Origin of the sequence: Streptomyces sp. N35, from assembly GCF_016464295.1 — a bacterium.
Lineage (GTDB): Bacteria > Actinomycetota > Actinomycetes > Streptomycetales > Streptomycetaceae > Streptomyces.
This window is the reverse complement of sequence record NZ_JAEIMH010000001.1, coordinates 51,608-76,916: the sequence shown is the minus strand read 5'-3', so window position 1 is coordinate 76,916 and position 25,309 is coordinate 51,608. Positions and strand designations below refer to the sequence as shown.

Annotated in this window: 25 protein-coding genes; 15 read left to right on the top strand and 10 right to left on the bottom strand. The window is 69.6% G+C overall.

The features are described from left to right. Positions 1–29 precede the first annotated feature (29 nt). Positions 30–251, top strand: coding sequence for a hypothetical protein (locus JAO81_RS00365; RefSeq protein WP_199545665.1), 222 nt, complete (start codon positions 30–32; stop codon positions 249–251). Between the two features lie 669 nt (positions 252–920). Here the strand turns inward: JAO81_RS00365 and JAO81_RS42075 are convergent. Continuing rightward, on the bottom strand, positions 921–1,235 hold the full coding sequence (locus tag JAO81_RS42075) for a tyrosine-type recombinase/integrase (protein ID WP_307813085.1): 315 nt from the start codon (positions 1,233–1,235) through the stop codon (positions 921–923). A gap of 10 nt (positions 1,236–1,245) precedes the next feature. Beyond that, the gene (locus JAO81_RS42070) at positions 1,246–1,599 is read right to left on the bottom strand and encodes a hypothetical protein (RefSeq protein ID WP_233414766.1); all 354 of its coding nucleotides are present in this window, start codon (positions 1,597–1,599) and stop codon (positions 1,246–1,248) included. On the opposite strand from JAO81_RS42070, the gene JAO81_RS00355 reads away from it, so the two are divergent. Both JAO81_RS00355 and JAO81_RS42065 read left to right on the top strand, forming a co-directional pair. Further along, entirely contained in the window at positions 1,523–2,101 is a 579-nt protein-coding gene (locus tag JAO81_RS00355; protein WP_233414727.1) for a DUF5753 domain-containing protein, read from the top strand. The two genes, JAO81_RS42070 and JAO81_RS00355, sit on opposite strands and share 77 nt — an antisense overlap. A 10-nt stretch (positions 2,102–2,111) precedes the next feature. Then, positions 2,112–2,357, top strand: coding sequence for a DUF397 domain-containing protein (locus tag JAO81_RS42065; RefSeq protein ID WP_307813084.1), 246 nt, complete (start codon positions 2,112–2,114; stop codon positions 2,355–2,357). A 325-nt stretch (positions 2,358–2,682) separates the two neighbouring features. Here JAO81_RS42065 and ychF read toward each other — a convergent pair whose 3' ends face one another. Beyond that, the gene (ychF, locus tag JAO81_RS00345) at positions 2,683–3,771 is read right to left on the bottom strand and encodes a redox-regulated ATPase YchF (protein ID WP_199545663.1); all 1,089 of its coding nucleotides are present in this window, start codon (positions 3,769–3,771) and stop codon (positions 2,683–2,685) included. A gap of 246 nt (positions 3,772–4,017) precedes the next feature. On the opposite strand from ychF, the gene ppgK reads away from it, so the two are divergent. After that, the gene (gene ppgK, locus JAO81_RS00340; protein ID WP_199545662.1) at positions 4,018–4,773 is read left to right on the top strand and encodes a polyphosphate--glucose phosphotransferase; all 756 of its coding nucleotides are present in this window, start codon (positions 4,018–4,020) and stop codon (positions 4,771–4,773) included. Positions 4,774–4,931: 158 nt separating this feature from the next. Continuing rightward, the gene (locus tag JAO81_RS00335) at positions 4,932–5,588 is read left to right on the top strand and encodes a DUF6542 domain-containing protein (RefSeq protein WP_199545661.1); all 657 of its coding nucleotides are present in this window, start codon (positions 4,932–4,934) and stop codon (positions 5,586–5,588) included. Between the two features lie 4 nt (positions 5,589–5,592). Here JAO81_RS00335 and JAO81_RS00330 read toward each other — a convergent pair whose 3' ends face one another. Next, positions 5,593–6,576, bottom strand: coding sequence for a 4-hydroxy-3-methylbut-2-enyl diphosphate reductase (locus JAO81_RS00330; protein WP_199545660.1), 984 nt, complete (start codon positions 6,574–6,576; stop codon positions 5,593–5,595). 75 nt (positions 6,577–6,651) lie between these two features. Here JAO81_RS00330 and JAO81_RS00325 point away from each other — a divergent pair, with 75 nt between their 5' ends. The 3 genes from JAO81_RS00325 to JAO81_RS00315 are packed head-to-tail and all read left to right on the top strand — an operon-like array spanning position 6,652 to position 9,614. After that, positions 6,652–8,016 carry an APC family permease gene (locus tag JAO81_RS00325; protein ID WP_233414726.1) on the top strand — a complete coding sequence of 455 codons (1,365 nt, stop codon included), beginning with the start codon at positions 6,652–6,654 and terminating at the stop codon, positions 8,014–8,016. 51 nt (positions 8,017–8,067) lie between these two features. After that, positions 8,068–9,393, top strand: coding sequence for an exodeoxyribonuclease VII large subunit (gene xseA / locus JAO81_RS00320; RefSeq protein WP_199545658.1), 1,326 nt, complete (start codon positions 8,068–8,070; stop codon positions 9,391–9,393). Beyond that, on the top strand, positions 9,390–9,614 hold the full coding sequence (locus tag JAO81_RS00315; RefSeq protein ID WP_199545657.1) for an exodeoxyribonuclease VII small subunit: 225 nt from the start codon (positions 9,390–9,392) through the stop codon (positions 9,612–9,614). Before xseA ends, JAO81_RS00315 begins: the two co-directional genes overlap by 4 nt. 135 nt (positions 9,615–9,749) lie before the next feature. Here JAO81_RS00315 and JAO81_RS00310 read toward each other — a convergent pair whose 3' ends face one another. Beyond that, the gene (locus JAO81_RS00310) at positions 9,750–10,340 is read right to left on the bottom strand and encodes a malonic semialdehyde reductase (RefSeq protein ID WP_199545656.1); all 591 of its coding nucleotides are present in this window, start codon (positions 10,338–10,340) and stop codon (positions 9,750–9,752) included. 149 nt (positions 10,341–10,489) lie between these two features. Then, entirely contained in the window at positions 10,490–11,038 is a 549-nt protein-coding gene (locus JAO81_RS00305; protein ID WP_233414725.1) for a DUF4245 domain-containing protein, read from the bottom strand. A 144-nt stretch (positions 11,039–11,182) separates the two neighbouring features. Between JAO81_RS00305 and glpX the strand changes: the two genes are divergently transcribed. Then, positions 11,183–12,220 carry a class II fructose-bisphosphatase gene (glpX, locus tag JAO81_RS00300; protein WP_165335795.1) on the top strand — a complete coding sequence of 346 codons (1,038 nt, stop codon included), beginning with the start codon at positions 11,183–11,185 and terminating at the stop codon, positions 12,218–12,220. Positions 12,221–12,284: 64 nt separating this feature from the next. On the opposite strand, the gene JAO81_RS00295 is transcribed toward glpX, so the two are convergent. Both JAO81_RS00295 and JAO81_RS00290 read right to left on the bottom strand, forming a co-directional pair. After that, the gene (locus tag JAO81_RS00295; RefSeq protein ID WP_199545654.1) at positions 12,285–12,665 is read right to left on the bottom strand and encodes a WhiB family transcriptional regulator; all 381 of its coding nucleotides are present in this window, start codon (positions 12,663–12,665) and stop codon (positions 12,285–12,287) included. Between the two features lie 128 nt (positions 12,666–12,793). Then, positions 12,794–13,510, bottom strand: coding sequence for a DUF1707 domain-containing protein (locus JAO81_RS00290; protein ID WP_307813083.1), 717 nt, complete (start codon positions 13,508–13,510; stop codon positions 12,794–12,796). Between the two features lie 159 nt (positions 13,511–13,669). On the opposite strand from JAO81_RS00290, the gene JAO81_RS00285 reads away from it, so the two are divergent. From JAO81_RS00285 to JAO81_RS00275, 3 genes are all read left to right on the top strand, one after another. Then, the gene (locus tag JAO81_RS00285) at positions 13,670–15,337 is read left to right on the top strand and encodes a fumarate hydratase (RefSeq protein ID WP_199545652.1); all 1,668 of its coding nucleotides are present in this window, start codon (positions 13,670–13,672) and stop codon (positions 15,335–15,337) included. 127 nt (positions 15,338–15,464) lie between these two features. Beyond that, positions 15,465–16,304, top strand: a complete 840-nt coding sequence (locus JAO81_RS00280; RefSeq protein ID WP_199545651.1) for a hypothetical protein — start codon at positions 15,465–15,467, stop codon at positions 16,302–16,304. A 12-nt stretch (positions 16,305–16,316) separates the two neighbouring features. Continuing rightward, a complete protein-coding gene (locus JAO81_RS00275) occupies positions 16,317–17,912 on the top strand; it encodes a hypothetical protein (RefSeq protein WP_199545650.1) in 1,596 nt (531 codons plus the stop codon). 61 nt (positions 17,913–17,973) lie between these two features. Here JAO81_RS00275 and JAO81_RS00270 read toward each other — a convergent pair whose 3' ends face one another. After that, entirely contained in the window at positions 17,974–18,888 is a 915-nt protein-coding gene (locus JAO81_RS00270; protein WP_199545649.1) for a serine protease, read from the bottom strand. Between the two features lie 112 nt (positions 18,889–19,000). Here JAO81_RS00270 and JAO81_RS00265 point away from each other — a divergent pair, with 112 nt between their 5' ends. The 3 genes from JAO81_RS00265 to JAO81_RS00255 all read left to right on the top strand — a co-directional run bounded on the left by JAO81_RS00265 (position 19,001) and on the right by JAO81_RS00255 (position 23,424). Further along, the gene (locus JAO81_RS00265; RefSeq protein ID WP_199545648.1) at positions 19,001–20,398 is read left to right on the top strand and encodes an aspartate ammonia-lyase; all 1,398 of its coding nucleotides are present in this window, start codon (positions 19,001–19,003) and stop codon (positions 20,396–20,398) included. Between the two features lie 36 nt (positions 20,399–20,434). Then, positions 20,435–21,112, top strand: a complete 678-nt coding sequence (locus JAO81_RS00260) for a DUF402 domain-containing protein (RefSeq protein WP_199545647.1) — start codon at positions 20,435–20,437, stop codon at positions 21,110–21,112. A gap of 182 nt (positions 21,113–21,294) precedes the next feature. Beyond that, positions 21,295–23,424 (top strand): ATP-binding SpoIIE family protein phosphatase, encoded by a 2,130-nt coding sequence (locus tag JAO81_RS00255; RefSeq protein WP_199545646.1) that lies wholly within the window; start codon positions 21,295–21,297, stop codon positions 23,422–23,424. Positions 23,425–23,571: 147 nt separating this feature from the next. On the opposite strand, the gene JAO81_RS00250 is transcribed toward JAO81_RS00255, so the two are convergent. Further along, complete coding sequence (locus JAO81_RS00250; RefSeq protein WP_199545645.1) at positions 23,572–25,101, bottom strand: hypothetical protein; 1,530 nt, start codon at positions 25,099–25,101, stop codon at positions 23,572–23,574. Positions 25,102–25,309: the final 208 nt, after the last annotated feature.

Below are 25,309 nucleotides of genomic sequence, written 5' to 3'. Positions count from 1 at the left end.
CCTTCAGGCCGGTGGGCAGGGACTGGAGCGTGGACATACTGGAAGCCGTTTCGCGTGAAGCCGCCCGCGAGATCACCCTGGGCGGGGCATGGAGTGTCGTACGACGGGACAAGGCGACAGGGATGGACGGCGCCAACAATGCGAAGTCTTGCGTTCGTGCCCTACAGCCCGCACTCCAGCGGAAGATGGGCTACGACGTTGTCGCGCCCGGGCAGATTCAGAACATTCCACATCGCCCGGCATCCGACTGACGCGGGTAAGGCCCACAGGCCTCTCGGCCGGATTCGGGCAGCGGGAAACAGGGCTACCAGGCCGCCTCGGCACGCACAAATATCCCCCCACCCCACATGCTTTCCCCACCCCTGAGACACATGACCTTTACAGGTAGGGCGAGTTAACGCCGGAGCGAGTCCACGCGTCAATGTGGCGTGAGCCACAAAGAGCCACCCCGAACCCACTCTGAACAGGTACTTTTTCCATCCCTTGGGCAAGTCCACACCGTCCCCCGGGAGGGCTGGCGCGGGTGGAGTCAGCTAACCGAGGTGTAGCACGAGGGGATTGCGTGGACCCTGACCGCAAAGCGGTGGAACGCAGCCATCGACGCCGCGCCCAATTCGCCGCAGCGGAGTCTCCGGGCGTGAAGGAGTTGATCAACTCACCATTATTAGCATCGAATTGAGGGCCGATGAGGCCAACCGCTAGTCCCCAAAGGTCTGTTCATACCACGGGCAACACAGCGCAACCGCAGCCGCAACCAGCTCTGGGCGCGGGTCCACTCCATTCGAAGACCTCCTGGCAGCGCACTCCCTGCCCCAACCGTTCGTCGTTCCACCGCCGTAGCTGTCCTTGAACCAGGTATCCGGGGACCGGTATGAATCCGCTGCTTGTCGCCGACCGTCTACTGCACTGCTCGCGCGGCCCTACGTGCCTGCCACTCGCACGGGACGTAGCGCGTCCTGCATCACCATGCGGCAGCGGTCCCACGCCTGTGGCACGAGGCGCCCGTACGTGTCGACGGTGGTCTTGATCGATCTGTGGCCGAGCCAGCGGGAGACCTCATGGATCGGGATGCCGTTGGCGAGGGCGGTAGAGGCGAAGAAGTGGCGCAGGCTGTGCGGTGTGTATCTCGGCTTCCTCGCTGGGGTGTTGAGGTCTGCGGCGGTCAGGGTTTTGCGCCAGTGATAGCCGTAGGTGGAGGCGGTGGGCATGGTGTCCTTGCCGCGCTCACGCGGCACGACCGGCACCTCATGCCCGGCGCTTGGGTAGGTGCCCCAGCGCTTGAGGTGGGTGGAGATCTCGGCGGTCAGGAACGCCGGGGTCGGGATGTCCCGGTACCCCCCCTGCCCGGTGCTTGAGTGGCACGAAGCTGGCGCGGCAGTCCTGCCGGTGCGCCTTGGCGCTGACCTGCAGGCGGATCCGGATGAAGTCCTCGCGTACGCAGTCGAGGGAGAAGGCGAGGGTTTCGCTGATCCGTAGGCCCACCGCCGCCTGAAGGTAGACCGTCAGTCGGTACTGCGGCGCCATGTGCCTTGCGATCAGGTCGACTTCGGCCAGGTTGGGGAACGCGTCCTCGTCGAAGCGCCTGAGGGCAGGAATCACCGCACACATCCCTGGGCTCCTACAGATCCACGACCACGCCCGGGAGGTCTTCCGCCAAGTCGTCCCCGACCTGTCACCGCCCGAGGTAGAGCACCGACTCTCGTTCCGCATCAAGCGGCAAGTCGTGCTCTTCGGCGAACGGTCCGTCCCGTATGAGGCGATCATTCACGAGGCGGCGCTGCGTGTGCAGTTCGGCGGGGTCGCGGTCACCAAGCGCCAGTTGCAGCACATCCTGGAAATCAGCGAGCGGGACGACGTCCAGGTGCGAGTGATCCCGTTCTCGGCGGGCGCCCATCCGGGATCCGGGCAGTCGATCCTCTACGCCGAAGGACCGGTGCCCCAGCTCGACACCGTGCACCTCGATCAATCACATGGCGCCGCCCTCATCTCCGCAGAGGCCCAACTCGCCAAGTACCGCCTGCTCATGGCCCGCACGCAGGACAGGACCCTGCCCCCCAGCGCTTCGCGAGACCTGATCCACTCCATCGTCCACGACCTGTGAAGGAGCCGAAGTGCCCACCCATCACTGGCAGAAGTCGTCCTACTGCGGCGAAGGCGAAGCCTGCCTGCACGTCGCCGAGGCACCGAACGGCATCCTCTTGACCGAGTCCGCCAATCCCCAAGAGACCATAGTCAGCACCACCCCAGCTGCCTTCGCCACGCTCCTCACAGCGATCAAGCGGAACGTCATCGCCCCCACCCCCGGATCGAAATCACCTACGGTGACGACGATTTGGTCTTCCTGTTCGAGACATTAGCCCCCGACACCGTCGTCACCACGACACGCAAGAAGTGGGACGCCTTCGCACGCGGCGTCCTGGCCGGAGAGTTCGACCACTTCACGCGCGGCACACAGACCGCCGACGCTCCCCAACTGACTCGCCGTTCAGCCCACCCAGCCACCATCCAGCCGCGGTAAAGAGAACGACGCACGACGACGGATGATGACAGGTGATGACGATCCGTCAGTTCATCCAGTCAGCATCCAGCCACGGGTACGCGAACGGGGCCGCCCCGAAACCGAGCCGACCCCATCTGACCTGCGAACTTGACTAGTTCACCGGATTCGCGCTAACGCGTGGCCTATACATTGAAGCGGAACTCCACCACATCCCCGTCCTGCATCACATACTCCTTGCCCTCCATGCGCGCCTTCCCCTTGGCGCGGGCCTCGGCCACCGAACCCATTTCGACGAGGTCGTCGAAGGAGATGACCTCGGCCTTGATGAAGCCCTTCTGGAAGTCCGTGTGGATGACGCCGGCCGCCTCGGGGGCCGTGGCGCCCTGCGGGATGGTCCAGGCGCGGGACTCCTTGGGGCCTGCCGTGAGGTAGGTCTGGAGGCCCAGGGTGGCGAAGCCGACGCGGCCGAGGGTGGCGAGGCCGGGCTCTTCCTGACCCATGGACTGGAGGAGTTCGAGGGCCTCGTCGTCCTCGAGCTCGATGAGCTCGGACTCGATCTTGGCGTTGAGGAAGATCGCCTCGGCGGGGGCGACCAGGGCGCGCTGCTCGTTCTTGAAGTCCTCGTCGACCAGTTCGTCCTCGTCGACGTTGAAGACGTAGAGGAAGGGCTTGGTGGTGAGGAGGTGGAGCTCGTGCAGCAGGTCGCCCTGCTCGGTGCCCTTGGTGATGCCGGCGGAGAACAGCGTCTCGCCGGATTCGAGGATCTTCTGGGCCTTCTCGACCGCCGCCAGGACCAGGACCTTCTCCTTCTGGAGACGGGACTCCTTCTGGAGACGGGGGATCTGCTTCTCGACGGACTGGAGGTCGGCGAGGATCAGCTCGGTGTTGATCGTCTCGATGTCGTCCTTGGGCGAGACCTTGCCGTCGACGTGCACGACGTTCTCGTCCTTGAAAGCGCGGATGACCTGGCAGATCGCGTCGGACTCACGGATGTTCGCGAGGAACTTGTTGCCCAGGCCCTCGCCCTCCGAGGCGCCGCGCACGATGCCCGCGATGTCCACGAAGTCGACCGTCGCCGGCAGGATCTTCTGCGAACCGAAGATCTCGGCGAGCTTGGTGAGCCGCTCGTCGGGCACACCGACCACACCGACGTTGGGCTCGATCGTCGCGAACGGGTAGTTGGCCGCGAGGACGTCGTTCTTGGTCAGGGCGTTGAACAGGGTCGACTTGCCGACGTTGGGCAGACCGACGATTCCGATCGTGAGCGACACGTTTGACCGACTTCCCGTACGTACGTAATGGGTGATGAGTGAGGGCTACACAGGCAGCCCTCGCGGGCGGGCCGACACACCAGTTTAGGGCCGCCGCGGGGTGGGTGCGGTCCCGGCTGTCAAGGCGGGCGGTCCGGACGCTGCGGAACGGGCGGTCCGGGCGCCGGGACGGCCGTTCTCGGCGCTGGGACGGGCGTTCTCGGCGCTCCGGACGTGACCGTCCGTGGTCCGACGTAACGTGGAGGAATGGAGACAGAGATCTTCGGTGTGGACATCGGCGGGTCCGGGATCAAGGGCGCCCCGGTCGATCTGGCGCGCGGGGACCTGGCGCAGCCCCGGCACAAGGTCCTGACACCGCATCCGGCGACGCCCGAGGCCGTGGCCGGGTGCGTCAGAGAGGTCGTCGAGCATTTCGGCTGGTCGGGGCCGGTCGGTGTGACATTCCCCGGGGTCGTCACGGGCGGCTCCACGATTCGTACGGCCGCCAATGTGGACAAGGGCTGGGTCGACGTCGATGCGCGCGAGCTGCTGAGCGGGGCCATCGGGGGTCTGCCGGTGACCGTGCTCAATGACGCGGACGCGGCCGGTCTGGCCGAGATGCGGGTCGGCGCGGGCAAGGGCCGCGGCGGGACCGTGATGCTGCTGACATTCGGTACGGGGATCGGCAGCGCGCTCTTCGTCGACGGACGCCTCGTGCCCAATACGGAGCTGGGGCACCTGGAGCTGCACGGGCACGACGCCGAGAAGCGGGCGTCCACGAAGGCGCGTGACGACGAACAGCTGACCTGGGAGCACTGGGCCCGGCGGGTGCAGAAGTATCTGGCGCACCTGGAGATGCTGTTCTCGCCGGAGCTGTTCATCATCGGCGGCGGTGTGAGCCGGAAGTCCGCGAAGTTCCTGCCGTTGATCGAGGGGATCAAGGCGGAGCTGGTGCCGGCCGAGCTGCTCAACAACGCGGGGATCGTGGGCGCCGCCATGGCGGCGCACGAGGACCACGCCTAGACCACGAGGACCACGCCTTTAGACCACGAGGCCCCACGCCTGGACGACGAGGCCCACGCCCACGCCCAGGACGGGGTCATCCGAACGCAACGCCAAGCCGTGCCAAAAGCGCGTGTCCCATGCCCGTAATGCCGCGAAGGCCTGCCTACGTTGGATCGGTGGAGCAACACAGCACTCGGCCCGCCCGTGACACGCAGCCTCGCCCCGCCCCTCTGCCGCCCCAGGCGCAGGCCCCCGAGGCCATGCCAGGACCGCGGCGCGGCAGCGCTCTGCGGCCGGTGCCGGCCGGACCGCCCGCCGCCCGTGCGGTGCGCGGCGGAGTCCAGGCGGTACGCGGCGGAGTCCAGGTGGTGCGCCGGAGCTATCTCGCCGTGCGCACCATGCCGAACCCGCGCCTGACCGGGCTCGGGGCCGGGCTCGGGGCCACGGTGGTGCTGCTCTTCGTCGCCTGTGTGGACCGGCTGCTCTTCGACGGGTCGGTCGCGCTGTACGGCTGCTTCTTCCTGCTGGTCAGCGCGCTGGCCGCGTGCTGGGTACGGCCGGCGGACCTGGTGACCGCACCCGTCGCCGTACCGATCGCCTTCGCCCTGGGGCTGCTGCCCATCGCGGGCGGCAACGGCGGTCTCGGCGGTCAGCTGATGGGCCTGATCACGGCGCTCGCGCTCAACGCGGGCTGGCTCTACGGCGGCACGCTCGTCGCGGGCCTGATCTCGACGGTCCGCAAGATCCGCGACATGAACCGGCGGCGGGCCCTGCGCGCTGCCGCGCACCGCCCGCCGCACAGAAGGCCGGCACGCGAAGCGGGCCGACCCTAGAGCCCTAGAGCTCGCCGGCCTCCGCCCGCAGATCCCGCCGCAGCTCCTTGGGCAGCGAGAAGACGATGGATTCCTCGGCCGCCTTGACCGTCTCCACGTCCTCGTAGCCGCGCTGGGCCAGCCACTCCAGGACCTCGTCGACCAGGACCTCGGGAACGGAGGCGCCGGAGGTGACGCCGACCGTGGAGACGCCGTCCAGCCACTTCTCCTCGATCTCCGAAGCGAAGTCGACGAGATACGAGGCGGCAGCGCCGGCCTGCAGGGCGACCTCGACCAGGCGCTTGGAGTTGGACGAGTTGCGCGAGCCGACCACGATCACGAGGTCCGCTTCGGCGCCCATCTGCTTGACCGCGAGCTGACGGTTCTGCGTCGCGTAGCAGATGTCGTCCGACGGGGGCGAGATCAGACCGGGGAACTTGGTCTTCAGGGCGTCGACCGTCTCCATCGTCTCGTCGACGGAGAGCGTGGTCTGGGAGAGCCAGACGACCTTGGACGGGTCGCGGACCTCGACCTTCTCGACGTCCTTCGGGCCGTCGACCAGCTGGATGTGGTCCGGGGCCTCGCCGGAGGTGCCGATGACCTCTTCGTGGCCTTCGTGCCCGATCAGGAGGATGTCGTAGTCCTCGTCGGCGAACCGGATGGCTTCCTTGTGGACCTTGGTGACCAGCGGGCAGGTCGCGTCGATCGTGGCGAGGCGGCCGGTCCTGGCCTCCTCGTGGACGGTCGGGGCGACGCCGTGTGCGGAGAACATCACGATGTTGCCCGGCGGGACCTCCTCCGTCCGCTCGACGAAGATGGCGCCCTTCCGCTCCAGGGTCTGCACCACGTACTTGTTGTGCACGATCTCGTGGCGTACGTAGACCGGCGCCCCGTACTGCTCCAGGGCCTTCTCGACGGCGATCACGGCGCGGTCCACGCCCGCGCAATAGCCACGGGGAGCGGCGAGCAGGACACGTCGGGCGGGGCTCGTTGCAGTCATGTACCCCATCGTAAGGCCGTGCTCAACAGGTCAAAGATCCCCACCTTGGGGAGACTGGGGCTTGAGTTGACCAGGAGGCCCATGATGTCCGCAGAGCCCAGTCAGAACCCGCCCGGCGAGCACGATGGGCTGCGCCGGACTCTCGGCTTCCGGGACCTGGTCGTCTACGGCATGCTCTTCATCGCCCCGATGGCCCCCGTGGGTGTCTTCGGCGCCCTCGACGCCAAGTCGCACGGCGCGGTCGCGCTGGTCTACATCGTGGCGACGATCGCGATGGCCTTCACCGCGTACAGCTATGCGCAGATGGTGCGGGTCGTCCCGCAGGCGGGCTCGGTGTTCGCGTACGCGCGGGCGGCGCTCGGGCGCGGGCCCGGGTTCATCGCCGGTTGGATGGCGATGCTGGACTATCTGCTGATCCCGGCCGTGGCGTATCTGTTCTGCGGGATCGCGATGAACGCGCTGGTGCCGGATGTGTCGCGGTGGGTGTGGACCGCGCTCGCCGTGGTGGTCACGACAGCGCTGAACCTGACGGGCGTGCGGACCGCCGCGAAGGCCGGATTCCTGGTGCTCGCCATGGAGATCGTGGTGCTCCTTGTCTTCATGGTCTCGGCGGTCGTCGTGCTCGTACGCGACGGAGCCCAGCGCGACTGGCTGTCGCCGCTCACGGGCGACGGGACCTTCGCGCTCTCGGCCGTCCTGGGGGCCGTGTCGATCGCGGTGCTCTCGTATCTCGGCTTCGACGCGATCGCGTCGTTCGCCGAGGAGGTCACGGGCGGATCGGCGAAGGTGGCGCGGGCAGTCCTCTTCTGTCTGGCGCTCGCGGGTTTCCTTTTCATCGCGCAGACGTATCTGGTCGCGCTGCTCGAACCGATGTCTTCAGCGGAGCTCGCCGCGAACCCGGAGAAGCAGGGGTCCGCCTTCTACGACGCGGTGGACGTGTCGGTCGGCACCTGGCTGCACGATCTGGTGGCCGTCAGCAAGGCGATCGGTGCGGCCTTCGCGGCGCTGGCCGGACAGGCCGCGGCGGGGCGGCTGCTGTTCGCGATGGGCCGGGACCGGCGGCTGCCGAGACTTCTCTCCCGTACGGATTCCGGGGTGCCGCGGGTCGCGCTGTCGATCGCCGCGGTGATCACGCTGGTCGCGGCGGTGTGGGCGGCGTCGCGGGACGACGGGATGGACCATCTGGTCTCGGTCGTGGACATCGGCGCCCTGGTCGCCTTCACGATGCTGCACGCCTCGGTGATCGCCTGGTTCGGCGTCCGCAAGCTGGGCGGTGAGGTCAGCTGGTGGCGGCACTGGCTGGTGCCGGCGCTCGGCGCGGTGATCGCGATCGCGGTGATCGTGGAGGCCTCGCGGGCGGCACAGATCGTGGGGGCCTGCTGGCTGGTGGTCGGCCTTGTGGTGCTTGTGGTGCAGCGCGGGCGGCGGACCGAGGAGCCCGCGGCCTGACCCACGAGTTGACCGGCCGCGATGTCGGTGCGCGCCACTACCCTCCTACGCATGGCTCTCAACACATCCGCCGATGCGCCCCTGCCCGTGGGTGAGGTCTCGCGGCTCATCGGGGGGTGGATCGACCGGCTCGGCGCGGTGTGGGTCGAGGGGCAGATCACCCAGCTGTCGCGGCGGCCCGGCGCCGGCGTGGTGTTCCTGACGCTGCGCGATCCCTCGTACGACATCTCCGTCAGCGTCACCTGCTTCCGCGGCGTCTTCGACGCGGTGGCCGATGTGGTCTCCGAGGGCGCGCGGGTCGTGGTGCTCGCGAAGCCCGAGTGGTACGCGCCGCGGGGGCAGCTCTCCCTGCGGGCCACCGAGATAAAGCCGGTCGGCGTGGGTGAACTGCTCGCCAGACTGGAGCAGTTGAAGAAGGCACTGGCCTCGGAAGGGCTCTTCGCCTCCGAGCGCAAGCGGCGGCTGCCGTTCCTGCCGCAGATGATCGGCCTGGTCACCGGCCGGGCTTCGGCGGCCGAGCGGGATGTGCTGGAGAACGCGCGGCATCGCTGGCCGGCCGTCCGTTTCGAGGTACGGAACGTGGCCGTGCAGGGCGTGCACGCGGTGCCTCAGGTGGTGCAGGCGGTCAAGGAGCTCGACGAGCTCGACGCCGTGGACGTGATCATCGTGGCGCGCGGCGGCGGCAGCGTGGAGGATCTGCTGCCGTTCTCCGACGAGCAGCTCATCCGGGCTGTCGCGGCCTGCCGTACGCCGGTGGTCTCGGCGATCGGGCACGAACCTGACTCGCCGCTGCTCGACCTCGTGGCCGACCTCAGGGCCTCCACCCCGACGGACGCGGCGAAGAAGGTCGTCCCGGATGTCGGCGAGGAGCTCGACCGGGTGCAGTTGATGCGCGAGCGCGCGCGGCGGGCGGTCGACAATCTGCTCGACCGCGAGGAGCGCGGGCTCGCCGTCGCGATGTCCCGGCCCTCGATGGAGCATCCGCACCGGATGGTCGACGAGCGCGAGCAGCAGATCGATCAGCTCCTCGACCGCAGCCGGCGCACCCTGGGCCATCTGCTCGACCGCGCCGACTCCGAGCTCACCCACACCCGGGCCCGCGTGGTGGCCCTCTCCCCCGCGGCCACCCTGCAGCGCGGGTACGCGGTGCTGCAGCGCGGGGACGGTTCGGTGGTGCGGGCCGCGGGTGGGGTCGGCGCGGGCGAGGCGCTGCGGGCGCGGGTCGCCGACGGGGAGTTCACGGTCACGCGGACCGACGGCGGCGTACGGGACGGCGGCGTACGGGACGGCGACGTACGGGACGGCGACGTACAAGACAGCGACGGACACGACACCGGCGCGGACACTGGCACGAACGATGAGGAGAACGGGGCATGAGCGTGACGGAAGAGGCCCTGGGGTACGAACAGGCCCGCGACGAACTCGTCGACGTGGTCCGCAGGCTGGAGGCCGGCGGCGCGACGCTCGAGGAGTCGCTCGCCCTGTGGGAGCGCGGCGAGGAGCTCGCGAAGGTGTGCCGGCGGTGGCTGGACGGGGCACGGGCGCGGTTGGATGCGGCGCTGGCAGGCGAGCAAGGCTCCGAGGAGGACGAGGAGTAGGTCTCGGGCGCGTACGCGAAAGCCCCCGGTACCCCCGGGGTTCCTGAGGCCTCCTTTCCGCCCCCCCCAGCCCACCACACGCGAAACCCCCCGATGACAGACGGGGGGCTTTCGCGTATACGGAAGTGAGGCGGCTCAGACCGTCGTGATGACGTCCTCGTACGCCAGACGCGGGGAGCGCGGGAACCACGCGTCCTCGCCCGGCTTGCCGATGTTGACGACCATCACCGGGGTGTGGTCGTCGTCCAGGAACTCCTTCTGGACGCCCGCGAAGTCGAACCCGGTCATCGGTCCGGCGGCCAGACCCGCGGCGCGGACGCCGACGATGAAGTACGCGGCCTGCAGCGCGGCGTTCAGCAGCGCGGAGCCCTCACGGACCGGGCGCTCGGTGAAGAACAGGTCCGCGGCCTGCGGGAAGTGCGGAAGCAGCGCCGGGAGCTCCTGGTGGAACTCGTTGTCCGCGGCCAGGATCGCGACCAGCGGGGCGGCGGCGGTCTTCGGCTGGTTGCCCTCGGCCATGTGCTGGACCAGGCGCTCACGGGCCTCGGCGGAGCGGACCAGGGTGATGCGCAGCGGCGACTGGTTGAAGGCGGTCGGGCCGTACTTCACCAGGTCGTAGATCGCCTGGACCTGCTCCTCCGTCACCGGCTCGTCGGTGAACGTGTTGGCGGTGCGGGCCTCGCGGAAGAGGAGGTCCTGAGCGGCGGCGTCGAGTGCGAGGGTCATGCGAGGCAACCTTTTCGGGCGTACGGAGGTGGGGGGCGCCGGTTTGATCGATCATCGATCGGGCCGACGTCTACGACCATAAGCCCATGACGTTTAACTTTCAACCAAGAGTGGAACGGAGTGATCCGCTTCACAGACGGGGCCGGAAATCAGGCCTTGTCCGCGGGCGCGGGCCGCAGGGAGCCCGCGACCTCCGTCAGCCGCGCCAGGGAACCGCTGCCGGTGACGACCGTGGTCGCCCCGTCCTCCTGGAGCACGAGGGCGTCGTATTCGTCACCCTCGTACCGCTTCCAGTCCTTGCCGCCGATGCGCTCGGTCTTCCCGGTGTCCTTGGCGTCCTGGCTCTTGTCCGCGATGAACGGACCCGGCTTGCCCGTGGTCTGCTCGACCGCGACGTACTTGCCGTCCGGCCCGTGGAAGCCCAGGTGCCAGTGCTCGTCGTCGGCGCCGCGGTAGCGCACCGAGGTCGCCTTCCAGTCCTTGTCCAGGCCCTTGGGGGCCAGGACCGGGTACGACGCCGCGCGGGACGCCGTGGAGAGCTCGACCGTGTAGTCGACCGACTTGACCGGGGTCGCCGATTCGTCGTGCGGGATGAAGATGTAGATCACCGCGACGACGGCTCCGATGACCGCCATCGACAGGACCATGTCCCGGACCGTTTTCGTCTTGCCTGCGCTGCTGCCTGCCACGTCCCCCATGTTCGCAGGTGCGGTGGTACGCCCCGACAGGGCCCCGGGGTCCGCTCAGACGTGACCCCCTCTGCTCATTTTGTCGACCTGGCGATACAGTCCTGAGGTACACCCTCATCCGGCCGTCGCCGTTCCCAAGAGAGGTTCGCTCCGATGACCGAGCAGCAACACCACTTCCCTTCCGAGCTCGTGGTTCCCTCCGAAGCTCCCGATCGCAACCTCGCCCTGGAGCTCGTCCGGGTCACCGAAGCCGCGGCCATGGCCGCGGGCCGCTGGGTCGGACGCGGCGACAAGAACGGCGCGGACGGCGCGGCCGTGCGCGCCATGCGGACCCTGGTCTCGACCGTCTCGATGAACGGCGTGGTCGTCATCGGCGAGGGCGAGAAGGACGAAGCGCCGATGCTCTACAACGGCGAGCGGGTCGGTGACGGCACCGGCGCCGAGGTCGATATCGCCGTGGACCCGATCGACGGCACCACGCTGACCGCCAAGGGCATGCCGAACGCCGTGGCCGTCCTCGCCGCCGCGGACCGCGGCACGATGTTCGACCCGTCGGCCGTGTTCTACATGGACAAGCTGGTCACGGGTCCCGAGGCCGCCGACTACGTCGACATCGACGCTCCCGTGTCGGTGAACATCCGCCGTGTCGCGAAGGCCAAGAAGGCCTCGCCCGAGGACGTCACCGTGGTCATCCTGGACCGCCCCCGGCACGAGGGGATCATCAAGGAGATCCGCGAGACCGGCGCCCGGATCAAGCTGATCTCGGACGGCGACGTGGCCGGTTCGATCCTCGCGGTGCGCGAGGGCACGGGCGTCGATCTCCTGCTCGGCATCGGCGGTACGCCGGAAGGCATCATCTCGGCCTGCGCCATCAAGTGCCTCGGCGGTGTGATCCAGGGCAAGCTCTGGCCGAAGGACGACGCGGAGCGCCAGCGGGCGCTCGACGCCGGGCACGACCTGGACCGGGTCCTGTCCACCAATGACCTGGTCTCGGGCGAGAACGTCTTCTTCGTCGCGACCGGCATCACCGACGGTGAGCTCCTTCGCGGAGTGCGCTACCGCTCCGAGACGGCGACGACCTCGTCGCTCGTCATGCGCTCGAAGTCCGGCACGATCCGCCAGATCGACTCGGAGCACCGCCTGTCGAAGCTGCGCGCGTACAGCGCGGTGGACTTCGACCGCGCGCGGTAAGCACGTCCATACGGAACGGGGCGCCCCCGCGCACAAGGGGCGCCCCTTCCCGTAGGCGCGTGAACTACCCGGCCGCAGCTATCCGGTTGACCGAGTGGACCGACTTCTGGAGTTCCACGTCGCGGCGCCGGCGGCGGGCCAGGACCACGCGGCGTTCGGCGGCGGTGAGGCCGCCCCACACCCCGTACGGCTCGGGCTGGAGCAGGGCGTGCTCGCGGCACTCGACCATCACGGGGCAGCGGGCGCACACCCGTTTCGCCGCCTGTTCGCGCGAAAGGCGCGCGGCCGTGGGCTCCTTGGACGGGGCGAAGAACAGCCCTGCCTCGTCACGCCTGCACACCGCCTCGGTGTGCCAGGGGACTTCCGAATCTCGCGTCGGCACCCTCTGAGTCGGGATCGCAGGGATCGCGGTGACCGGAAGGGACTGATGCGGAGGGTGCAGCACGGTCTACTCCTGACGACGGATTCGCAAGCGAGTGACGATGCAGCAGCCCTACCCGCTGTGCGCGGGCCTATGCACTGAGTTCCGATGCCGTCCGGTCAGGGAGACGTCGGTTTCCGGTCAGCGAGACGTCAGTTGAGGTGCTTGCGCACATGCCGGGCCACCGAGCGCCCCACGTACTTGTGCAGGTCCTCGATGAACTTGCCGCGCTTGGGCCTGGCCTCGATGTTGCCGAGCACCGCATAGCCGTCGACGAAGACCACGGGGGCGTCGGAGTCGCCGGCGTCCAGGGCCTCGACCTCGAAGTTGCCGAAGACGCCGCTGCCGCTGCCGCGCAGCGAGACGTTCTCCGGTACGCGGACCTCCACGTTGCCGAAGACGGAGACGGCCTTGATGACCACCTGCCGGTACTCGAAGATCGCCTCGGTGAGGTCGATCTCGACGTTGCCGAAGACCGCGTAAGCATGGGTCCTGCGGCCCACGCGCCAGCGGCCCTTGCGGGTGGTGGAGCTGAAGACCGCGACGAGGTTCTCGTCGGCGGTGGTGGGCACGGCGCCCGGGGTCGGCTGGTCGCCGACGGGGGCGGCGGGGCGCGACTGATGCGCGCCGGGCAGGTCCGCGACATACGGCTCCAGCTCGGCCACGGTCTTGGCCTGATACACCCCGTCGATCCGCTCGGAGTGCTCCTCCGCGGTGAGCCGGCCCTCGGCGAGCGCGGCCGCGAGGATCTCGGCGGTACGGTCGCGGTCCGCGTCCGAGGCGCGCAGGCCCACGGGTGCGGGCGGGGCGTCGGCGACGGCCGGCTCGGTGAGGTCCGGCTTCGGCTTGGGGTGCTTTTCGAGGTCCACACACAGCAGCATACGAAACGCGATAGATCGCGACTACCCCGTGAACCCGCCAACTGAGCCTTACCTCACAAGTTCAGGGGCGGTCCCGGGTCCTACCCTTAAGGGTGCTTGCCAACAGGACGTCAAGCGCTGACTGCCGAAGTAGAGGAATGGCCCAGGATGCCGGAGTTCGCGTACACCGATCTGCTGCCCACCGGTGAGGACACCACCCCGTACCGCCTGGTGACCTCGGAGGGTGTCTCGACCGTCGAGGGGCCGGACGGCCGGACCTTCCTCAAGGTCGAGCCGGAGGCGCTGCGCAAGCTCGCCGAAGAGGCGATCCACGACATCCAGCACTACCTGCGGCCCGCGCACCTCGCCCAGCTGCGCCGGATCATCGACGACCCCGAGGCGAGCGGCAACGACAAGTTCGTCGCGCTCGACCTGCTCAAGAACGCCAACATCGCGGCCGCCGGCGTGCTGCCCATGTGCCAGGACACCGGCACGGCGATCGTCATGGGCAAGCGCGGCCAGAACGTGCTGACCGAGGGCGGTGACGAGGCGGCCCTGTCGCGCGGCATCTACGACGCGTACCAGAACCTGAACCTGCGCTACTCGCAGATGGCCCCGGTCACCATGTGGGAGGAGAAGAACACCGGCTCCAACCTCCCGGCGCAGATCGAGCTCTATGCGACCGACGGCGGCGCGTACAAGTTCCTCTTCATGGCCAAGGGCGGCGGCTCGGCCAACAAGTCCTTCCTCTACCAGGAGACGAAGGCCGTCCTGAACGAGTCCTCCATGATGAAGTTCCTCGAGGAGAAGATCCGCTCGCTCGGCACGGCCGCCTGCCCGCCGTACCACCTGGCGATCGTCGTCGGCGGCACGAGCGCCGAGCACGCCCTGAAGACCGCCAAGTACGCCTCCGCGCACTACCTGGACGAACTGCCCTCCGAGGGCTCGGAGTTGGGGCACGGATTCCGGGACAAGGACCTGGAGGAGAAGGTCTTCGAGCTGACGCAGAAGCTCGGGATCGGCGCCCAGTTCGGCGGCAAGTACTTCTGCCACGACGTACGCGTGGTGCGCCTGCCGCGGCACGGCGCGTCCTGCCCGGTCGCGATCGCGGTGTCCTGCTCGGCGGACCGCCAGGCGCAGGCGAAGATCACGGCCGAGGGCGTGTTCCTGGAGGAGCTGGAGAAGGACCCGGCGCGCTTCCTGCCGGACACGACGGATGAGCACCTCGAAGAGGGCGACGTCGTCAAGATCGACCTCAACCAGCCGATGGACGAGATCCTCGCCGAGCTCACCAAGTACCCGGTCAAGACCCGGCTCTCGCTGACCGGCCCGCTGGTCGTGGCGCGCGACATCGCGCACGCCAAGATCAAGGAGCGGCTCGACGCGGGCGAGGAGATGCCGCAGTACCTCAAGGACCACCCGGTGTACTACGCCGGTCCGGCCAAGACGCCCGAGGGCTACGCCTCCGGTTCGTTCGGGCCGACCACGGCCGGGCGTATGGACTCCTACGTGGAGCAGTTCCAGGCCGCGGGCGGCTCCAAGGTGATGCTCGCCAAGGGCAACCGGTCCAAGCAGGTCACCGACGCGTGCGACGCCCACGGCGGCTTCTACCTCGGCTCGATCGGCGGTCCGGCCGCACGTCTGGCGCAGGACTGCATCAAGAAGGTCGAGGTCGTCGAGTACGAGGAGCTCGGCATGGAAGCCGTATGGAAGATCGAGGTCGAGGACTTCCCGGCGTTCATCGTGGTGGACGACAAGGGGCATGACTTCTTCCAGGAGCCGGCCGGACCGCCGACGATCCTGAACATTCCGGTGCGGGCGGCCGCCCAGGGCTGATCACCCGGACGGACACGAACAGGTCACCCTCCGCACTCTTCCGATTGCGGAGGGTGACTGCGTATCCAAGGGTGGGAACCACCGTGATCATCGGGCGCCCCGTGCCCGTACGGAAGGACCCCGCCCCATGCACCGGAAGCAGTTCCTGACCGTCGCACTGTCCGCCGCTCTGTGCGGAACGCTCGCACTCGGCTCGGCCGTGTCCGCCGCGCCCAAGGACCCCTCACCGGCCAGTACGGGGTCGGGCCAGGAGCCGCCGCAGCTCCCGCCGCTGCCGTCGCTGACCACTCCCCCGCCGGCCGCTCCCGCCGCCACCCCGAGCCCGGCCGCCAACCCGTGGTTCATGCCACCGTCGCCGTCCGGTGACCCGTTCGCGTGGCTCAAGCCGAAGCCCAGCACATCCGCGCAGCCCAACGCGAGCGGCGAGCCGAAGCCCAGCCCCACCGGGCCGGAGTTCGATCCCGCGTACGACATGGCGGGCAAGCGCAAGAAGCTCGCGGCCACCTGGAAGACCATCGGAAAGTTCGGCAACGGCTCGGGTGATGTCGCGGACTTCGCCGGTACGGTGCTCGCCGGCGAGAAGGACCCGAAGATCCTCGCCGCGGCCGAGCTGAAGGCCAACGCGAGCCTCGACAACCTGCTCGGCGGCTTCGCGGGCGGGCCTCCGGGATCCGACCGGGCCAAGGCGTACCGCGTCCTGGAAGGGACGATCCAGGCGCTCAAGGCCGAGAACAGGGCGATCAGGGAGGCCGGTCAGCGCGGCGACCTGGCGGGGCTCGCGATCCACGCGGGCTTCTCGATGATGCACATGTCGTTCCTCGCCGCCGATGTCTTCGTCAACATCGCGTTCGGTGTGGTCGCGCAGGTGCTGCCGTTCGACATCCCCGAGTTCAAGTTCACGCCGCCTCCGGTGCCGACCTCCACGGCGACGCCTGCCCAGGGTCCCGGCAGCGGCAGCGGCCGATGACGGTGGTCTGAGATGAGCATCGAGGACCCCACCCCCTCACCCGGCGGACCGGACCCGGGCATCGATCCCCCGGCGCCGGGAGCGGAATCAATGACGCCCGGTACGGAGCCCACACCGTCCGCCGCCACGGCTGCCGCGGCCGCGGCGGCCACGGCCCAGGCGACGGCGGGCATGGAGGAGGAGGCGCGCCGGCGCGCCGACGGCCCGGGCGGGGACGGCAAGGGCGGCGGGGGCGACGGGGACAGCGGCAGTGGCGGGGACGACGAGGAGGAGCCCGAGACCCCCGCCACCGGAATCTGGCCGTACCGCCTGGAGCGGGCCAACTGGGTGCTGCTCGCTCTGACCGCGATCGCCACGGTCATCACCGCGATCCGGTACTTCGGCGAGGACGTGGACGCGGGCCACACCCAGCGCGACAACTGGGCGCCGGTGCTGATCTGCGCCGTCCTGTTCGCCCTCAGCCTCGCGGCGGCGCTCCTTCGGCCGTTCCTGCTCACCACCAAGCGCTGTGTGCTGATGTCGCTCGCCGCCACCGCGGTCTTCATCGTGGGCACGGTGACGATCTGGCAGGTCGTCAACAACGACAAGAACATCAACACGATCGTCGGCACCGCCGTGCAGTCGGACGCGGACACGAAGCGGGTGCTCGGGCAGTACTTCGGTCCGAAGGTGATGAGCGGTCTGAAGCTGATCCCGACCGGACTGTTCATCCAGGGCGCGAAGTTCACGGGTCCGCAGGAGGTCGAGGTCAACGGCTATGTGTGGCAGCGCTACACCAAGGACATCCCGGAGACCAGCCGCGCGGTGACCTTCCCCGAGGCGCCCGACGGCTACTCGATGGACGAGGTCTACAAGGTGGACCTGCCGAACGGGCAGCAGGTGCGCGGCTGGCACTTCAACCTGACCCTGCGGCAGAAGTTCAGCTACGGCAAGTACCCGCTGGACAAGCAGAACATCTGGCTCAGGATGTGGACGGTCAGCGCCTTCGAGCCCGAGATGATCGTGCCGGACTTCTCCTCGTACCCGCCCTGGAAGTACGACCGTCTCGGCCTCGACCAGTCGATCGTTTCCGAGGGGTGGAGCCCGTACTACACGGCGTACAGCTATCAGGAGCACGAGTACTCGATGACCTATGGCGTACGGCCCTTCTCGGGGCCCAACGTCAAGGCGCCGGACATGTACTTCAACATCGGGGTCGCGCGCAGTTACGCGGGACCGATGACCGGCAAGCTGCTCCAGTCGCTGTTCATCGCCGCGATCATGTTCCTGGCGCTCTTCGTGTACACGAAGGACGACCGGCGCAATCCGCGGTTCGGCTTCTCGACGTGGACGGCGATCTCGTTCGCGGTGTCGCTGCTGCTCGTGGTGGTGGTCGACCAGACGCAGATCCGGGAGATCGTCGGCGACACCTCGCTCAGCTATATGGAGTTCTTCGCGATCGCCCAGTACGTGGTGATCATGGGCATCTTCGCCAACGCCATCATTCTGGGTACGGAGACCAAGATCCGGGCCCTTGAATGGCGGGACAATCTGCTGCCGACGCTCCTGTCCTGGCGGTTGCTGATCGGGTTGTTCTTCCTGTTCACGGTGATCGTGTCCGCCAATTAGGCGGGCCGGGGGGCCGGGGCTTCGCCCCCGGCCCCCGCCTCCGGACTTCGTTCGGATCGCCTCAAACGCCGGCGCGGCTGACGTCCTCGAACAGCGCCCGGGCCTTCGCGGTGAACACCGCGCCCCAGGCCGAGTTCTCGAAGGCCGGCTCCTTGGGGCGGGAGCTGGTGACCGCGACTTGTACGTCCTCGCCCTCGGGGGTGCGGGCGTACCAGGGGCCGCCGCTGGCGCCGTGGGTCAGGCGGCACGGGGAGAGCTGTTCGCCGCCCTTGAGGCGCTCGTCGGTGAGGGCCGTGGTGGGGCCCGAGCAGTACTGCAGGGACTCGCCGTCGTACGGCTTGTCGACGGGGTAGCCGAGCGCCGTCTTCTCGCCCGCGACCGGCTCGAAGACCGCGCGCCGGGCGCCGGTGACCTCCTCGACGCGGCGGCCCTGCTCGTCGGGCCCGAGGAACAGGAACGCGAAGTCCACCTCGTGGTCCTCGGCCGTCTGCCAGTCGCCGTCGATCCCGCCGGACTTCGCCACGTAACTGCCGTGCGGCTTCGCGCCCTTGTCGTACGCGGGCACGAAGAGCATCCGCTTCATCCAGCCGCCCGCGGCCTTGAGGTGCACACAGTGCGCGGCCGTGGCGATCACGCTGCGGTTGGCGGATTTCACGACGGCCGCGGTGCAGGAGGCGTCGCGGTCGGGGCCGCCCTCCTCCTTGGGCCGGATCGTCAGGAAGAGCTTGCCGACGTTGCGGACGGGCTCGGCGCCGAGGGTCCAGGGGACGCCGTCGGGGCGGTCGCCGCCGGGGGCGTGGCGGGAGGCCTCCCGCATACGGTCCGCGGTCCAGTACGCGCGGATGGCGGCGTCGGAGGCGTCGGGGGCGTAGACGGCGGGGGCCGCGGGGGCCTGAGCGGCGGGGCCGGATGGGCCCTGTGGAGTGAACGCAGTCGCAAGGAGTGCTCCGACGACTACGGAGAGTATTCCGATCATGTCTCGAACATAAGGCGGAGGACAGATCATGGCTCGTCATAGAGGGCCGCTGCGGGAATAGGGGGTACCCGGGCGATGCTCTCGGTTACAGAGACGACCGGAAGGCAGGGCGATGGCGCACGACGCGGACGAGTACCGGATCGAGCACGACTCCATGGGTGAGGTGCGGGTCCCCGCATACGCCAAGTGGCGCGCGCAGACGCAGCGCGCGGTGGAGAACTTCCCGGTCTCCGGACAGCGCATCGAGCGCGCCCACATCCGTGCGCTCGCGCAGATCAAGGGCGCGGCGGCCAAGGTGAACGCCTCGCTCGGCGTCGTCGACAAGGACATCGCGGAGGCCATCGAGTCCGCCGCGGCCGAGGTCGCGGACGGGCGCTGGGACGAGCACTTCCCCGTGGACGTCTTCCAGACCGGCTCCGGCACCTCGTCCAACATGAACACCAACGAGGTCATCGCGACCCTGGCGACCGAGCGCCTCGGCCGTGACGTGCACCCCAACGACCACGTGAACGCCTCACAGTCGTCCAACGACGTCTTCCCGTCCTCGATCCACATCGCCGCGACCGAGGCGGTGACGCGGGACCTGATGCCCGCCCTGGAACACCTGGCCGCCTCCCTGGAGCGCAAGGCCGGGGAATTCGCCGAGGTCGTGAAGTCCGGGCGTACGCATCTGATGGACGCCACACCGGTGACCCTGGGCCAGGAGTTCGGCGGGTACGCGGCCCAAGTCCGTTACGGCGTCGAGCGGTTGAAGGCCTCGCTCCCCCGGCTCGCGGAGCTGCCGCTCGGCGGTACCGCGGTCGGCACGGGCATCAACACGCCCGTGGGCTTCTCGGCCGCGGTGATCGCCGAGGTCGCCGACGCGACCGGGCTTCCGCTGACCGAGGCGCGCGATCACTTCGAGGCGCAGGGCGCGCGGGACGGTCTGGTCGAGACCTCCGGTCAGCTGAAGACCATCGCGGTCGGCCTCACCAAGATCGCGAACGATCTGCGCTGGATGGCCTCGGGCCCGCGTACCGGGCTCGCGGAGATCAACCTGCCGGATCTGCAGCCGGGTTCGTCGATCATGCCGGGCAAGGTCAACCCCGTGATCCCCGAGGCCGTCCTGATGGTCGCGGCCCAGGTGCAGGGCAATGACGTGACGGTCTCGGTGGCGGGCGCCGCCGGGAACTTCGAGCTCAATGTGATGCTGCCGGTGCTCGCCAAGAACGTCCTGGAGTCGGTACGGCTGCTCGCCAACGCCTCCCGGCTGCTCGCCGACCGCACCGTCGACGGGATCACCGCCAACGCCGAGCGGGCGCGGGAGTACGCCGAGTCCTCGCCGTCGGTCGTCACGCCGCTCAACAAGTACATCGGGTACGAGGAGGCGGCGAAGGTGGCGAAGAAGTCGCTCGCCGAGCGGAAGACGATCCGGGAGGTAGTGCACGAATCCGGGTATGTCGAGCAGGGGTTGCTGACGGAGGCGCAACTGGACGAGGCGCTGGATGTGCTCCGTATGACACGCCCATGACGCCTCCGCGCTGATCCCGCCACCTAATATCTGGTCATGAACGAGCACGGCAGGACCGCAGACGGAGTGGAGCGCTGGGCGCCCGGGAGCCACATTCTGTGGCGCTACCGCGAGAACGGCGGCGATCAGATCCACATCTGCCGTCCCGTGACGGTCGTGACCGACACCGCCGACCTGCTCGCCGTGTGGATGGCGCCCGGGACCGAATGCGTACGGCCGGTGCTCGCCGACGGGACGCCCGTGCACCACGAGCCGCTGGCCACCCGCTACACGAAGCCGCGCGCCGTGGTGCGCGACCGGTGGCACGGCGCCGGGGTCCTCAAGCTCGCGCGTCCGGGGGCGCCCTGGTCGGTCTGGCTGTTCTGGGAACAGGGCTGGCGGTTCAAGAACTTCTACGTCAACCTCGAGGAGCCGCTGGCCCGTTGGTCGGGCGGCGTCGACTCCGAGGACCATTTCCTCGACATCTCCGTACAGCCCGATCACAGCTGGCACTGGCGGGACGAGGACGAGTTCGCCGAGGCCCAGCGGGCCGGTCTGATGGACGCGGGGCAGGCACGCGCGGTGCGTGAGGCGGGGCGTGCGGCCATCGAGGTCGTACGGGCCTGGGGTTCCCCGTTCTGCGACGGCTGGCCTCGGTGGCGGCCGGATCCGGCCTGGCGCAGACCGGTTCTGCCCGAGGACTGGGATCGTACGCCCGCGCGTGTGTCCACATGAGACCCTTGATGCGCCCCCAGGGAGCAAACGTAGGATCGTCCTCCGGAAGTAGGAACTCACAGGGCTTGCGCACCACTTGACGGAGTGTCACTGAGATTCGGCAGGGACGTGGACATAGGGCACGCGCGCGGCTCGATCGGCGGGGCCGGACGCGGCGCCCCGGACGGACGGATTCGACACGCGTGACGGAGCACCCCACCTCCCACGACGGCGGCCACGCGAAGGCCGCCGGAGCGACCGGCCCCGCGGAACCTCGCGGGGCGGTGCTGCATTCCCCGGACACCCCTGCGGCCATGGCATTACCCGCTCAGGGCGAGCCGTCGGGGGCCGAGCACGCGCAGGTCCCGGAGGGGCAGGCGCCCTCGGAGGCGCGCCCCGGAGCGCGGCCCGGGTCCCAGTCGGACACGTCCTCGGGCACAGGCCCGGGTGCGGGTGCCGGCACGTCCTCCGGCGCCTCCTCCGGTACGTCCCCCGGTGCGTCCTCAGGCCGTACGAAGAGGGGGTCCAAGTCGTCCGCGCGCCGCGCCGCCGACCAGGACGCTCCGCACGGCAACTCCGGCAACTCCGGTGGCGTTCCCGGCGCACGCGGTGGTGGCGACAAGGCGCGCCGCGAGGGCGACCGGCTGCGGTTCGTGGGCGCGGCGACGCGCAGGATCGCCCGGGGCATGGACCTCGACGAGATCGTGATGGGTCTGTGCCGGGCCACCGTGCCGACGTTCTCCGACGTGATCCTCGTCTATCTGCGCGATCCGCTGCCCGTCGGCGAGGAGCGTCCCGTCGGGCCCGTGGTGCTGCGGCTGCGCCGCACCGACCGGATACCCGACTCCCCCGAGGATACGGAAGACTCCGTAACCGACGGCGTACTGCAGCCCGTGCTCCAGTTGCAGCCGGACGCGGGACCGGCCGCCGAACTGTGCGAGGTGCAGGCCGGCGGGGCGCTCGCCGAGGTGCTGCGCGGGGTGCGGCCGGTGTTCGGGGAGTCCGCGACCTCGCGGGCCGCGCTGACCGAACTGCTCGGTGAGGACCGGCCGTTGCCGGTCGCGCGCCGGGTGATCCTCGCCCCGCTCAGGGGGCGCCGGCGGGTGATCGGGGCGGCGGTGTTCCTGCGGCGGCCCGAGCGGGCCGCGTTCGAAGGGGACGATCTGCTGGTCGCGGCGCAGCTCGCGACGCACACCGCGCTCGGGATCGACAAGGCGGTCCTGTACGGGCGCGAGGCGTATATCGCCGATGAGCTGCAGCGCACGATGCTGCCGGAGACGCTGCCGCAGCCGACGGGTGTGAAGCTCGCGAGCCGCTATCTGCCGGCCGCCGAGACGGCCCGGGTGGGCGGCGACTGGTACGACGCGATTCCCCTGCCGGGCAGCCGGGTTGCGCTCGTGGTCGGCGACGTGATGGGTCACTCGATGACCAGCGCGGCCATCATGGGGCAGCTGCGCACGACTGCGCAGACGCTCGCGGGGCTCGATCTGCCGCCGCAGGAAGTCCTGCACCACCTCGACGAACAGGCCCAGCGGCTCGGCTCCGACCGGATGGCGACCTGCCTGTACGCGGTGTACGACCCGGTCGCGCACCGCATCACCATCGCCAACGCGGGGCATCCGCCGCCGGTGCTGCTGCACATCGGTGGGCGTGCGGAGGTGCTCCGGGTGCCCGCGGGGGCGCCGATCGGGGTCGGCGGGGTCGACTTCGAGGCCGTGGAGCTCGACGCTCCCGCCGGGGCGACGCTGCTCCTGTACACGGACGGGCTCGTCGAGTCCCGGCTGCGGGATGTGTGGACCGGGATCGAGCAGCTGCGGGAACGCCTTGCCGCGACCGCCCAGTTGACGGGCTCGGACCACTCGCCGCCGCTCGAGGCGCTGTGCGACGACGTGCTCGACATGCTCGGTCCCGGTGACCGTGACGACGACATCGCGCTGCTCGCGGCCCGCTTCGACGGGATCGCGCCCAGCGATGTCGCGTACTGGTACCTGGAGCCCGAGGACTCCGCGCCCTCGCGTGCTCGGCGCCTCGCGCGGCGGGCCCTGGAGCGGTGGGGGCTCGAATCGCATACGGATGCGGTCGAGTTGCTGGTGAGCGAGGTGGTCACCAATGCGGTGCGGTATGCGTCCCGGCCGATAACGCTCCGGCTCCTGCGGACCGACGTGCTGCGGTGCGAAGTCGTGGACGACGTACCGCAGTTGCCGCGGCTGCGGCAGGCGCGGGCCACGGATGAGGGTGGGCGGGGGCTTTACCTGGTCAACCGGATGGCCCGCCGTTGGGGGGCTACCCGGTTGTCCACCGGGAAGGTGGTGTGGTTCGAGCTGAATCGGTGAGGGCCGGTTCGGTGTCGGGTCCGGGTCCGGGTCCGGGTCCGGTGTCGAGTGCGGTGTCGAGTGCGGGCCGGTGGGGGTGCGGGTCGTTGCGCCTGCGGCGGGCTTTTCTCCCCGACCCGCCCCTTCCCGAAACCGGGGGCTGACTGCTCACAGCAACGTCAGCTGCAGCGTTGCCTTGTACTCCCCCGGTGGGACGTAGCCCGGGAGTGTGAGGGAGAGTTCGGCGTCGGCCTTGAACTTGCCGCCGGTCATCGGGGTGCGCATGTGGTGGCCCATCGTGCACAAGGACGTCGCCTGCGCGCCGAGCGGACCCGGAGTGCCCGCGACCGGGCGGCCGACGCTGCCCGTCTGTGCGGTGCAGGACGGGGACCAGGTGACCGAGCCGGCCGGGATGGTGCCACCGTTGCCGTTGGTCAGGTTCGTGAGGGTCGCCGTCAGGGACCAGCCGATGTTGCGGCCGCGGCCGTCCGAGACCGTGATGGTGTTCAACGCGGCGGTTGCAGCCGATAGTCGGCCCAGTTCGAGCGGTCCGAAGTCGACGGCGTTCCCGGACTGGGACATCGCCAGCGGTCCCGGGGTGATGTAGGTGGCCAGGTGCTGCTGCCCCTGAGCGCCGCCGGACCCGTGCCCCGGTGACGGAGTGCGGTCGGTACCCGGAGAGGCCGGGGAGGCCGGGGACGACGGGTCGGCTGCCGGATCGCCGTCGCCTGAATCACCCGTGCCGCCCGTGCCGCCGGGGAAGGAGTCCGCCGGCCGGGACGGGTCCTCGCCCGGGTCGTCAGGGGCCGGCTGCCCGTCCCCTACGCCGAGGGGGACGCTCGCTTCCCGCGCCCCGTCGAAGATCGTCAGCCGGTGGTCGCCGGCCGGCACCACGTCCCGGCCGGCGAGGGTGACCGTTCCGGAGAGCCGCCCGTCGGGGGCCACTTCGAGCGCGGTACGGGCGAACTTGGCCGGGCTGCACCCCGTACCGTCCTCACCGCACAGCAGCGCACGCGGCGGGGCGCCCGGCGCCCAGCGCGTCCCGCCCCCCCCGACCACGGCGCGGGGCAACGCGGAGCGGCCGGCCGCCGTGAGGCCGGCGGCGGGGCGGGGTTCGCCTTTGACGTCGACCGTGCCGATCGCGTCCGCCCCGGACCGTACGGCGCAAGGGGTCTCGAAGTCCCGGTCGAGCACGTGCGTGACGGTGAGGGTCCGGGTGGGTGTGAGCCGCACCGGTCCGCGGGCGTCCAGCGGCATCATGAAGTCACCTTCGTACGAAGGGACTTGGATGCGCTCGGGGGCGAGGGGCACGTCGACGGGGGTCCGCTTGCCGAAGACGGTGACCGTGCCGTCCGCGCCGCCGGAGAGCGCGAACTCGATGCCCGCCGTGAAGGGCGCGTCGTCCAGCTCCAGCGGGCTGGTCGCGGGGCTCGGGCCGAGGTCCACCTCGACATGGACGGTGCCGCCGGGGGCGACCTCGGCGGGGCCGATCCTGACCGTGATCTTCTGCCGGCCGCTCTTGCCCCCCTGACCGGCGGGGAGTCGGCACTCGACGGTCGGTTCGGTGGTGACGCTCCGGGCGCCGGACACCTCGGGGCTCGGCGATTCGGCCGCTCCCGCCGCACCCGTCGAGAGCAGCAGGCCGAAGACGGTGGCCGCGGCGAGGCGGCGCGGGATCACAGGTCTTCGCACCGGCATCAGGGGCCCCCTTCGTCCGCGTCGGCCGCCCTGCGCACATCCCGTACACAACCGGCACACACATCTGACGCACATTCAGATGTGCGGGGGCGGAGAAGTCAAGGCAGGTGGAGACGTTACCGCCGGGAACCTCGACCGCCGCACGGACAGGTGGGGTTGTACGCGCGAAGGCGGTGCGGAGGCGCGGGGGGGCCGGCCGCCCTCCGGC